Source organism: Bradyrhizobium sp. 141 (genome assembly GCF_023074055.1).
Lineage (GTDB): Bacteria > Pseudomonadota > Alphaproteobacteria > Rhizobiales > Xanthobacteraceae > Bradyrhizobium.
In genome coordinates, this window is sequence record NZ_JADPKR010000045.1 from 72,478 (window position 1) to 84,838 (window position 12,361).

General features: G+C 60.7%; 8 protein-coding genes. 6 read left to right on the forward strand and 2 right to left on the reverse strand.

Annotated elements, in window-relative coordinates:
- Positions 1–346: 346 nt before the first annotated feature.
- A complete protein-coding gene (locus tag IVA81_RS12525) occupies positions 347–1,318 on the forward strand; it encodes an ABC transporter substrate-binding protein (protein ID WP_247316898.1) in 972 nt (323 codons plus the stop codon).
- An 8-nt stretch (positions 1,319–1,326) separates the two neighbouring features.
- Positions 1,327–3,126, forward strand: a complete 1,800-nt coding sequence (locus IVA81_RS12530) for an adenylate/guanylate cyclase domain-containing protein (RefSeq protein WP_247316900.1) — start codon at positions 1,327–1,329, stop codon at positions 3,124–3,126.
- Positions 3,127–3,144: 18 nt separating this feature from the next.
- Here IVA81_RS12530 and IVA81_RS12535 read toward each other — a convergent pair whose 3' ends face one another.
- A complete protein-coding gene (locus tag IVA81_RS12535; protein WP_247316916.1) occupies positions 3,145–4,041 on the reverse strand; it encodes a DMT family transporter in 897 nt (298 codons plus the stop codon).
- Positions 4,042–4,803: 762 nt separating this feature from the next.
- On the opposite strand from IVA81_RS12535, the gene IVA81_RS12540 reads away from it, so the two are divergent.
- From IVA81_RS12540 to IVA81_RS12555, 4 genes are all read left to right on the forward strand, one after another.
- Entirely contained in the window at positions 4,804–8,571 is a 3,768-nt protein-coding gene (locus IVA81_RS12540; protein ID WP_247316918.1) for a vitamin B12-dependent ribonucleotide reductase, read from the forward strand.
- Positions 8,572–8,750: 179 nt separating this feature from the next.
- Positions 8,751–9,752 (forward strand): TIR domain-containing protein, encoded by a 1,002-nt coding sequence (locus IVA81_RS12545; RefSeq protein ID WP_247316921.1) that lies wholly within the window; start codon positions 8,751–8,753, stop codon positions 9,750–9,752.
- A 396-nt stretch (positions 9,753–10,148) separates the two neighbouring features.
- Positions 10,149–11,054, forward strand: coding sequence for a hypothetical protein (locus IVA81_RS12550; protein ID WP_247316935.1), 906 nt, complete (start codon positions 10,149–10,151; stop codon positions 11,052–11,054).
- A 225-nt stretch (positions 11,055–11,279) separates the two neighbouring features.
- A complete protein-coding gene (locus IVA81_RS12555) occupies positions 11,280–11,792 on the forward strand; it encodes a ParB N-terminal domain-containing protein (protein ID WP_247316937.1) in 513 nt (170 codons plus the stop codon).
- A gap of 296 nt (positions 11,793–12,088) precedes the next feature.
- On the opposite strand, the gene IVA81_RS12560 is transcribed toward IVA81_RS12555, so the two are convergent.
- Complete coding sequence (locus IVA81_RS12560; RefSeq protein ID WP_246927820.1) at positions 12,089–12,355, reverse strand: DUF2312 domain-containing protein; 267 nt, start codon at positions 12,353–12,355, stop codon at positions 12,089–12,091.
- Between the last annotated feature and the right edge of the window lie 6 nt (positions 12,356–12,361).

Consider the following 12,361-nt stretch of genomic DNA (forward strand, 5'->3'; position numbering starts at 1 on the left):
GCTGCAGTTACACCACATATGAGGTGGCTCCGGACGTGAGTTCCGGTTGTCCTCTTTAGGCGCCTAGCTCGCCCGGATCCCGCGTCGGAGGTGTTGCGACACCGCGCTATGCAACGAGGAAGGCCCTTTTGATCTCGATCGGGCCGGTCTCAAGCAAAAATCAAGCGCATCTCAAGGACAAATCGTCTCACCAGCCCAACTCTGAGCATGCTCTCGGCGACAAATGTTGGAGCCGGTGTCGCGACAGTCCGCTTGCGGAGCGCGATACCGAGCGCAGTCACCAGATGCAAAGCTAGGATCTTGGTCTGCGGCCGGAATTGACGGCGCAGCTTCGGCAGGTGCTCGCATGAAAAGACGAGAGTTCATCTTGTTGATTGGTGGAGGACTGGCCTGGCCTGCGATCGCACGGGCGCAGGGCGGAGCCAAGCTGCATCGCATCTTCTGGGTCTCAACTCAGTCCGAACCGGATCCCTTCCTGGACGGCTTTCGCGAGGGAATGCGCGCGCTGGGATACGTCGAGGGCAAGACCGTAACCTTCGAGACGCATTATGCCCCTGGAAATCCGCAGGCACTGCGCAAGATCGTCTCCGAGTTGCAGCGAGGGGATATGGACCTTGTAGTCTCGAGCGGTCCGGCGACACGCGTCATGACTGCGGTCACCGACATCCCCGTGCTGTTTGCATTGAGCGGTGACCCCGTCGCTTTGGGTGTGGTGAAGAGCCTTGCTCACCCCGGCACCAATTTCACCGGCAGCACGTTCCTGTCGCTCGAGCTGGCAGGAAAGCGCGTTGAGCTGCTCAAGGACATTTATCCAAAGCTGCGAAAACTGGCGGTCTTCTCGAACACGGATCATCCGGGAGAGCCACTGGAATGGCGTGCGACTTTGGAGTCGTGCCGGAATCTCGGCATTGAGGCAGCCTACGTTCCGTTCTGTGGCGCTCGCGAAATCGAGAGTGGGTTGATGGCTGCCGGCAAGATGGACGCGGATGCTCTCCTCGTGTTTCCCGATGTTGTGACGCTGGTACAGCGTGAGAAGATTGCGGAGTTTGCAATCGCACACCGGCTGCCTTCGATGTTTGGCTGGTCTGAATATTGTGACGCTGGAGGTCTCTTGAGTTACGGCGCAAACCAGCGCACGACCTATTTTCGGCTTGCCACTTATGCCGATCGCATCCTGCGCGGTGAAAATCCGTCAGATCTTCCGGTGATGCGCCCCGAGAAGTTTGAACTGGCAGTCAATCTGAAGACAGCCAGGCTTCTGGGTATCGACCTGGATGTGTCGTCGATCCTGTTTCGCGCCAGCAAGGTGATCTCCTGAGAGTAGTTATGATGGACGGTCCTGCACAGTCCTCTTCGTGTGCGATGCCCCCGCGTCGTTCGCTGTTCTGCAAGTACTTCGCGACGTTGTTTGTCGCTGCGGTTGTGCCTCTGATACTCGGCGCGGCCGTCGAGGCTTCTTTCGGTTACCGAGACCAGCGTCGCCAGATCAGCGCGGTGCTGCAGGCCGATGCTCGCGCGGCGTCCGACAGGATCGAGGCGTTCACCGATGGCATCCGAGATCAGCTGGGTTGGATGGTGCAGCTTCCCTGGTCTGCGGGAGACGATGCACAACATAAGATCGATGCCTTGCGCCTCCTCCAGCAGGTGCCTGCAATCGTTTCGGTTTCGCTTCTGGATGAGACCGGCACCGAACGGGTCTTCGTTTCCAGGCTGCTTCTGAACAGGATTGGGCGCGGCATCGATATGTCTGCGGATGCCGCTGTTCTCGGCGCACGCGCCAACAAGGTTTGGTACGGACCGGTTCAGTACCAGCGAGATTCGGAGCCTTACATGAGAATCGCGGTTGCCGGGAGCCTACCGGCCGCGGGGGTTGCGATCGCCGAGGTCAATCTGAAGCTGATCTGGGATGTCATCGCAGCCATTAGAATTGGCGAGACCGGCTACGCCATTGTCGTCGATGACTCGGGTCATCTGATCGCACATCCCGATATCAGTCTGGTTCTGCGTGGCCGCGCCAGCTCGGGCAGTTTCGGCCGGATCAAGCATCTCGTTGGCGCGGTGAGCGGAGCGGCGGTGATAACCGGGGACCAAGGCAACCCGGTGGTGGCGCTATCCGTTCAGACCGCCGATGTGGGATGGACTGTGGTCGCGATGCAGCCGGCTTCGGAAGCCTTTGCTTCAATTCGCGCGGCGTTGTGGCGCTCGTCAATTCTCATTGCCCTTGGTGTTCTTATCGCGCTGGCGCTCGCCTATTGGCGCGCGCACAGGATGTCCGGCCCGATCAAGCAACTAGAAGAGGGCGTGGACCGGATCAGAACCGGACAATTCGAGCATCGCATCAAAATTTTCAGCGGCGACGAGTTGCAGCATCTGGCGTTGCGCTTCAATGAAATGGCTTCTGAACTGGCGATCTCGCAGCAGAAATCTGCGCGGATCGAACGGCTGAAGCAGTTCCTGCCATCACAGGTCGCCGAATTGGTCGAGCATTCTCATGAACTGCTCGAAGGGCAGCGACGTGAAGTGGCGGTCATTTTTGGCGACTTACGCGGCTTCACGGCGTTCTCCACGCGCAATGAACCCGATGTCATCATGGCCGTCATGCGAGAGTACTACGAGGCCGTCGGCGCCGTGACGACTCGTCACGAGGCTACGCTCATCGGCTTTGACGGCGACGGTGTCATGCTCCTGGTCAATGCCCCGGTCGCATGCGAACAGCCGGCAACTCAAGCGGTCCTACTCGCGATCGACCTGCAAATGACGGTGCAGTCACTCGCCGGCAAATGGTGCGACGCAGGCCACGCGATCGGCTTTGGTGTGGGCGTTGCCATGGGACCGGCAACGGTAGGAACGGTTGGCTATAACGGTCGGCTGGACTACACGGCGATGGGAGCCGTGGTGAATTTGGCGTCGCGGCTCTGCAATCTCGCGAACGACGCGCAGATCCTGGCTGATCCTACTATCGCTGGAAGGGTAAGGGATAGCGTTCCGCTGGCATCGCTCGGACAGCGGACCATCAAAGGCTACGACCAGGCCCTCGAAGTCTTTGCTGTCGCACCTGCTGACCCAACGTTGAAACCGCAGGGCTCGGGACAACGCCGACGGGAGAAAGAGCCTCAGGACCACTGATACCAGGCGTCCGGATGGCTAGCGCGTCGCCAGCACCACCGCCGCCAGCGTGAAGACCAGCGCCGCGATCTGTCCCGGCCCCAGCGGCTCGTGCAGCGCGATCGCTGACGCCACCACGCCGATCACCGGCACCGCCATCGTCCCGATCGCGGCCACGGATGCCGGCAGGCGGGCGAGCGCTGCGAACCAGCTGACATAGGCGATGCAGAACTGCACCACGGTCGAATAAACCAGCAGCCACCAGCCGAGCGGCGTCACGTTCGACAGATGCGTGGTCTCGATCCATAGGCCAATGATCGAGATCGGCAGGCAGCCGATCCCGATCTGCCAGGCCGCGGCCGTGATCGGCGGCAGATGGATCGGGTACTTCTTCGAGAACACCGTGCCGATGGCAAAGCCCAGCGCGCCGCACAGCGCCATGACAATGCCCGGCAGCTTCTCGACGCTGGCGGCAATGCCGTTGCCGCCCATGATCGAGGCGAGCCCGACAAAGGCCATCACCAGCCCCAGCGTGCGGAGCAGCGTCGGCCGCTCGCCCAGCACCGGCCAGGCGATGATCGAGGCCCAGACCGGCATGGTGTAGGCGATCAGCGCCGCTTCGCTCGCCGGCAGCCAGAGCAGCGCCAGCCCCATCAGCACCATCCAGCCGGTGACATTGAGGACGGCGGCGGTGATGAGGCGCGGCCAGATCCCCGGCTCCACGCGCAGGCTCTGCCGGCGGATGACCGCCAGCGCCGCAAGTAGGAGCGCGCCCAGCACCCCGGTCACGCCACGGAGCGTCAGCGGCGGCAGCTCGGAGAGCAGGAATTTGGTCACCGGCCAGTTGAAGCCCCAGCCGATCGAGGTGATGGCGAGGAACATCAGGCCGGCCGGGGCGATGCGCGGTCGCGCATCCCGGCGAGTCGAATCAAGCATGAGGGCAGTCCGGCAAAATCGAGGGTCAGCTTGGCGCGGATTCGCTGCCCAAACCACCACCCCGGCGGGCATGCCTGCCCTCACCTTCCGTAAGGCTACGTGAGTCCTGCTGGCGCAACCCCATTGCCCAAAAATATACCTGCCCTGTGAACAGCGGGATGAAGCTCCCGCATCACCACGGGATGCAAATTTTTTCAGTTGGGAATCCCTGAGGACTCACTGATACTTGGCTCCACAACAGGCGCGGGCTTGCCCCCTGTTATCCCCCGCAATCCACCATATTTAGTATTTGATTCAGGAACTCGCACTAGTTCTTGACGGGCGCAACGGAGAGTCCTAGCTTTCGGTCCGTTCGGCGCGAGTGAGTTTGCGTCCCGCCGGCACTCCCCCAAAGGGTCTCGCAAATCGTCACTCCGCCCGCCAGCCAAAGGCAGCGGATGAGGGCTTGTCTGCCCGCGAAATGCGGACTCTTCGGGCGCCAAAACGGGCCGGCAACAGGCTCGCATGGCAATTGTTGAAGTGACTGTGGGGCGTTGAACGCATGTCGGGCCCATCCCCTTGGGGGCGGATGGTGCAAGGCATGCCGGCGGATGATCGATGCACGCATCGAGGAATCGCGTCGGGAGAACAAGGGCCGGGTCCACCGGCTGAACTGCGATGCCCGAGGCCGAACGGCCAGAAGGACTCGCGAAACGAAATGTCGACCCGGCACGCCTTCAACGAGGGGCGAGACAGGTCAAAGATAAAGGACGGGGCAAGACCATGCGGATTGAGCGGCGCCACACCACGGTAGGACAGTCACCTTACGCGGGAATCGATTTCCGCCTGACCACGTCGGAGATTCGCAATCCCGACGGCTCGGTCGTGTTCAAAATGGACGGCGTCGAGGTCCCGACCGAGTGGTCGCAGGTCGCCTCCGACGTGCTCGCCCAGAAGTATTTCCGCAAGGCCGGCGTTGCCGCGCGCCTGAAGAAGGTCGAGGAGGAATCCGTTCCCTCCTTCCTGTGGCGCTCCGTGCCCGACACCGACGCGCTCGCCGCGCTGCCCGAGAAAGAGCGCTATGTCAGCGAGCTCAGCGCCAAGCAGGTGTTCGACCGCCTCGCCGGTTGCTGGACCTATTGGGGCTGGAAGGGCAAGTATTTCTCGACCGACGAGGACGCGCAGGCGTTCTACGACGAGCTCCGCTACATGCTCGCCATGCAGATGGTCGCGCCGAACTCGCCGCAATGGTTCAACACCGGACTTCATTGGGCCTATGGCATCGACGGCCCCGGCCAGGGCCATTATTACGTCGACCCCTTCACCGGCAAGCTGACCAAGTCCAAGTCGGCCTATGAGCATCCGCAGCCGCACGCCTGCTTCATCCAGGGCGTCGGTGACGACCTCGTCAACGAGGGCGGCATCATGGACCTCTGGGTCCGCGAGGCCCGCCTGTTCAAATACGGCTCCGGCACCGGCTCCAACTTCTCGCGCCTGCGCGGTGAAGGCGAAAAGCTCTCCGGCGGCGGCCGCTCGTCCGGCCTGATGAGCTTCCTCAAGATCGGCGACCGCGCCGCCGGCGCGATCAAGAGCGGCGGCACTACGCGCCGCGCCGCCAAGATGGTCGTCGTCGACGCCGATCACCCCGACATCGAGACCTATATCGACTGGAAGGTGAAGGAGGAGCAGAAGGTCGCCGCCCTCGTCACGGGATCCAAGATCAACCAGAAGCACCTCAAGCTGGTGCTGAAGGCCTGCGTCAACTGCGAAGGCTCGGGCGACGATTGCTTCGACCCCGAGAAGAACCCTGCCCTCCGCCGCGAGATCAAGCTGGCGCGCCGCAGCCTCGTGCCCGACAATTACATCCAGCGCGTCATCCAGTTCGCCAAGCAGGGCTACAAGGACATCCAGTTCGACACCTACGACACCGACTGGGACAGCGAAGCCTATCTCACCGTCTCAGGCCAGAACTCCAACAACTCGGTCTCGCTGAAGGACGACTTCCTCCGCGCTGTGGAAACGGACGGCGACTGGAATCTCGTCGGACGCACGACGAAGAAGATCACCAAGACCCTGAAGGCGCGCGATCTCTGGGAAAAAATCGGTTACGCCGCCTGGGCCTCGGCCGACCCGGGCCTGCACTTCAACACCACCATGAACGACTGGCACACTTGCAAGGCGTCCGGCGACATCCGCGCCTCCAATCCGTGCTCGGAATACATGTTCCTGGACGACACCGCCTGCAACCTGGCCTCAGCCAACCTGCTGACGTTCTACAACACCGAGACCAAGCGCTTCGACGTCGAAGGCTACGAGCACCTCTGCCAGCTCTGGACCATCGTGCTCGAAATCTCCGTGATGATGGCGCAGTTCCCGTCGAAGGCGATCGCCGAGCTCTCGTACGAGTTCCGCACCCTCGGCCTCGGCTACGCCAATATCGGCGGCCTCCTGATGACCATGGGCCTGCCCTATGACAGCAAGGAAGGCCGTGCGCTCTGCGGCGCGCTGACCGCTGTCATGACCGGCATCACCTACAAGACCTCGGCGGAGATCGCCGCCGAGCTCGGCACCTTCCCCGGCTACAAGAAGAACGCCGCGCACATGCTGCGCGTGATCCGCAACCACCGCCGCGCCGCCCATGGCCAGTCCAACGGCTATGAGGCGCTCAGCGTCAACCCGGTGCCGATGGACCTCGTCTCCTGCCCGCAAGCCGACCTCGTCAGCCACGCGCAGGCGGCCTGGGATGCGGCGCTCGAGCTCGGCGAGAAGCATGGCTATCGCAACGCCCAGACCACGGTGATCGCGCCGACCGGCACGATCGGCCTCGTCATGGATTGCGACACTACCGGCATCGAGCCCGACTTCGCGCTGGTGAAGTTCAAGAAGCTCGCCGGCGGCGGCTACTTCAAGATCATCAACCGCGCGGTCCCCGCAGCGCTGCGCGCGCTCGGCTATCGCGAGAGCGAGATCGCGGAGATCGAAGCCTACGCCGTCGGCCACGGCTCGCTCTCCAACGCCCCCGGCATCAACGCCTCGACCCTCAGGGCCAAGGGCTTCACCGATGAAGCCATCGCCAAGGTCGAGAAGGCGCTGCCGACCGCCTTCGACATCAAGTTCGCCTTCAACAAGTGGACCTTCGGCGAAGATTTCATCCGCGACCAGCTCGGCATCGGTGCCGAGGCGATCGCCGCTCCGGGCTTCGACCTGCTCCAGGCCGTCGGCTTCACCAAGCGCGAGATCGAGGCGGCCAACGTCCACATCTGCGGCGCGATGACGGTGGAAGGTGCTCCGCACCTCAAGGCCGAGCACTATCCGGTGTTCGACTGCGCCAATCCCTGCGGCAAGATCGGCAAGCGCTATCTGTCTGTCGAGAGCCACATCCGCATGATGGCGGCGGCGCAGCCCTTCATCTCGGGCGCGATCTCCAAGACCATCAACATGCCGAACGACGCGACTGTAGAGGACTGCAAGTCCGCCTACATGCTGTCGTGGAAGCTCGCCCTGAAGGCCAACGCGCTCTATCGCGACGGCTCCAAGCTCTCTCAGCCGCTCAACTCGCAGCTCATCAGCGACGACGAGGACGAGGACGACGCGGTCGAGAGCCTCTACGAGAAGCCGATGGCGGCGCGTGCCGCCCAGGTCTCGGAGAAGATCGTCGAGAAGCTGGTCGAGCGCATCATCGTGATGCGCGAGCGCGAGAAGATGCCGGACCGCCGCAAGGGCTACACCCAGAAGGCGGTCGTCGGCGGCCACAAGGTGTACCTGCGCACCGGCGAGTATGACGACGGCCGTCTCGGCGAGATCTTCATCGACATGCACAAGGAAGGCGCGGCGCTCCGCTCCTTCATCAACAACTTCGCCATCGCAGTGTCGCTGGGCCTGCAATACGGCGTGCCGCTGGACGAATATGTCGACGCCTTCACCTTCACCCGCTTCGAGCCGGCGGGCCCCGTGCAGGGCAACGACAGCATCAAGTACGCGACCTCGATCCTCGACTATGTCTTCCGCGAACTGGCGGTGAGCTACATGTCGCGCTTCGATCTCGCCCATGTCGATCCGACCGAGTCGAACTTCGACGCGCTCGGCAAGGGCGTCGAGGAAGGCAAGGAGCCGGACGGCGACGCGGGCCACCACGCCTCCAAGCTGGTGTCGCGCGGCCTCACCCGCTCCCGCACTGACAACCTCGTCGTGATGCGCGGCGGCAGCGCCGCGGTCACCCAGGGCAATGACAGCGCGCCCTCGGGCGGCAGCAAGGTCACGGCCCTGGCGCACGGTGCGTCATCCCGCGCCGGCGACGCCATCGAAGGCGCTATCGCGTTGAAGCAGGAAGTCCAGCACGACCTCTCGCCGACGGAGAAGCTGGAAGCCCTACAATGGAGCAAGGCCGGCAGCGCCGCCACCGCCGTCCCCAGCAAGGCCGAGCGCCGCGCTGAGGCCAAGGCCAAGGGCTACGAAGGCGAGATGTGCAGCGAGTGTGGCAACTTCACGCTGGTGCGGAATGGGACCTGCATGAAGTGCGATACGTGTGGGTCCACGACGGGGTGTTCGTGAGGGGATAAAACGCAACAGCTATCCTCATGCCCGGCCTGACCCGGGCATCTAAAAGGGCGGCCGGAGGGCCGCCCTTTTTCATTAATGGCTTTTCCAAAGTCAGGCGTTATGACAACCTTGGAGGGTATCACTTAGACCCGAGCCCGATTGCCAATTTCATACCGATTAGGAGTTGGAGCGTGACCAACCAACCCGACGCCTTCCTAAGTTACACTCGGCTTGATGATGAGTTCTTTGGTGGCGCAATTACTTCGCTAAGGAAACTCATCGAACTCGGCGTGCAGGTGATCGCCGGGCAGAAGAATTTCAAAATCTATCAAGATGTCGACGGCCTCGAGTTCGGCGAGCAATGGCAGAAGGGCCTCGATGAAGCGGTTGCAAGCGCAAGATTTCTTGTTCCAGTAGTCACTCCACTTTTCTTTCAGAGCGACGCCTGCCGCGATGAATTGAAGAAGTTCATTACTCACGAGAGCGACCAAGGACGCGACGACTTGATACTGCCGATCTATTTCGTAACGGTACCGGCTCTTGAGAAGCAGGAATTGCTCCACGAGGATCCACTTGCAGGAGTTATTGCGTCGCGCCAACGATATGATTGGCGCTCTAAAGCTGATTTGCCAATCAACGATCCCCAGGTGAAGGCCGCGGTCAGACAGCTATCCGAGAAGATCGGCGTCGCTCTTGCTCGCGTTCAAGGAGGGGCAGGAGCCAAGGCTCGCCAGGGCGTGCCCCAAGCAACGATTATCGAAAGGCGTCAGACGGCGGCATTTTCTCAAGCATCCAACGTCATTCGCAACGAGGAACCACAGAAAAAGTCAACGAAACCCAAAAGGATCCTCTGGGTCGACGATAGACCAGACAACAATGTCTACGAGCGTCGCGCAATGGAGGCCTACAACGTCAAGTTCGAGTTGGCAGAGTCGACCGGTGAAGCTCTGACTAAGTTGAGGAAAATGCAATTCGACGCCATCATAAGTGATATGGGTAGACCGCCGGACGCTCAAGCCGGCTACACACTTCTTAATTCCCTGCGAAGCGGCGGCAATCTTACGCCGTTCTTTATCTACGCTGGCTCAGACAGTCCCGAGCATCGGCGTCTTGCCTTGAGCAAAGGAGCACAAGGTTCCACAAATAGAGCCAACATATTGATCAACGACGTTCTGAACTCGCTGAACGGGTAGTAGGATGGCTGAAGCAACTGCGAAACCTATCATTGAATACCAGCTTAGATGGGCTCCGTTTCTGTCTCCATCTTACGCAGCGAATCCACCTCTCAAGCACTGAAGCACCGAATGAAATTCGCCGTCAATGTTCTTACCGCAGCCTTTGCAATTTCGGCAGCTGTGTTTTGGATCATTTCAGCGCGCGTTGAGGTGTGGGCTGATGAGTTACGGTGACAGTGCACTAAATTCGTTCGCTATCGCCGGACCGGCTACTTCGGCTAACTTTCGCATGCGTCCCTAGCCCACTCCGTAATCCCGAATATTGATTGCCTCGATCCCTTCGCGCGACAGCCGTGGAACGAACCGAACGCTAGCGTTGGATGCATCGGCGATGAGACGTGGGGACGTACTGACATGACATCAATGTTCGACATCTACCACCCTTATGCGGCATTGTTGAACGATGGCAAGCAAGCGGAGGCCATTGATGGTACAATTCTGCTTCTCCAAATAATCCGAGGCGCCAATCGAACGTTGTACGATTCGAGCGCCAAAGGGACTCCTTTTTACGTGTTGGGGGCTGCAGCTGCAGCCTGTCACGACTATCAATCCGCTGCATTCTACTTTGACGCCGCCGTCTCTGAGGATTTGACGCATCATCCCACGAGGAATGATACACCCGCACTACTATTTATGCGCCTCGTTCACACGAATCCCAATCAGCGCGCGCACGCTCTTGTTAATGCAGCCGTCAACAAGCTCCAAACGGCGATCGACAGCTACAATGCTCGCGATAACCATCGGCCCCTCACATTGGATGAACTACGCGCAAGGTTCCTCGACAAGACAATTAGGGATTCTAATTCTCATCGACGCACAATGGTAACCGCACTTATTTCTTTCATTCTCGAATGGGATTACAGGGCTCAACTAATCGAACTTGCTACCATTGCCTCGCACGAGATATTCTTTATGCACTTGTTCAAGGGATGCCTGCTATTTGAGAGCCTACTGAAGGAGAGCTCAGCTTCAAAGGCACGAGGAGGATCACTCGAAGCAGCCCTAACGAGTCTCAAGGTTGAACTGGGACTTTCAAAGGAGAACCTGCGCCTCGGAAATACCACCTTAGAGGCACTGGCTAGTTCGCTCGTCCCCAATCAAAGCATTCGCGATGTTGTGGTGACGACGGGACAGGTGCGAAATATGCTTGGGCACAATCTAGTCTGGCCCGCCGCATCGTTGGACTTGAAGTCATATAACTTGATCGCCGACTCCATTGCCTCAGCGTGCATCCACGCCATCTCCACATTGTACATTTGATACTGCGAGTTCGTGGAACTCGGATTGCAGTGACAGTGCTGGACTGCACCCCTTAAGTGAGACGCGGCAATTCAGGGAAGGAGATTCAATTCGTGACGACATGCGACCCTGATTGAATGGACAGCGTAATCCTTCGAATTGCCTTTGCGGTCGCCCCCTTCCCTCCTAAACTCCCACCCTCACCGGCATGGGTTCCGACGGGCCCGGTAGAAGCGGAGTCAACTTATGCCCAAACCGGAGAGCTTCCCGATCGAGAAGATCTTCGTCCCCACGAAGCAGAAGAAAGCCATCAAACCCGAGATCGTCGGGGAGATCGCGGAAAGTATTCTGGACATCGGGCAACAGGCCCCGATTTCCGTTCGGCTCGACGGAGACCGCCTCGTGCTGGTCGAGGGACTGCATCGGCTCGAAGCCTGCAAGGCGCTCGGCGAGACGACCATTCTCGGCGTCCTGGTCCCGGCCGAGCTTGCTCAACACAAGCCGCAGCTCGCCGAGCGACCCGAAGTCGAGGCGGAGCGCATCAAGATGGCGCGATTGAAACAGTTGCGCCTTGAAAAGGAAGCCGCAGAGGCCTCGACGGCTGCCTTGAGAGGCAACGCAACGCAAGCGCCGCGCGCAGGTTCGACGAAAGGCCTGCGCGACAATCCGAAGGCATCACCCGTCCGGATGTTGAAAGCGAAACCGAAATCATTGTCGGACTGGATCACGCAGCAGAAGGGCAGCGGCAGCCGCTATTGATGGTCGGGCGATAGGCGTAGCGACATCCGGGACATCAGGCGGCAAGGCCCCGGATGTCGCTGCGCTCATCCGGGCTACGAAACTGCCGTTCCGGCGAAGACACCCTCCGCGCCGTCATTCCGGGGCGCGCGAAGCGCGAGCCCGGAATCCATTGCGCCTCGCGTCGTGCCATCAGATGGATTCCGGGCTCGCGCCCAATCGGGCGCGCCCCGGAATGACAGTGTGGTTGCCACCGCATGATGGCCGCAATCCCAGCGATCGCGGCCATCTCTCCCTCACCGATCAACCTGGCCCTTTTACGCCGCCTTCGCCTGCTCCGGCGATGCCGTCTCCATCGCGCGCATGTAGAGGTCGAGCAGGCTTTCGCGCTCGTCGCGCTCGTTCTTGTCTTCCTTGCGCAGCTTGATGATCTCCTTGAGGATTTTCACGTCGAAGCCGTCGCCCTTGGCTTCCGCGAAGACTTCCTTCTTCTGTTCGCTCAACTCCTGCATTTCGCTGTCGAGGTTCTCGATCCGCTCGACGAAGGAACGGATCTTGCCGCCGGGAATGGTGATGTCGGACATGGTGCC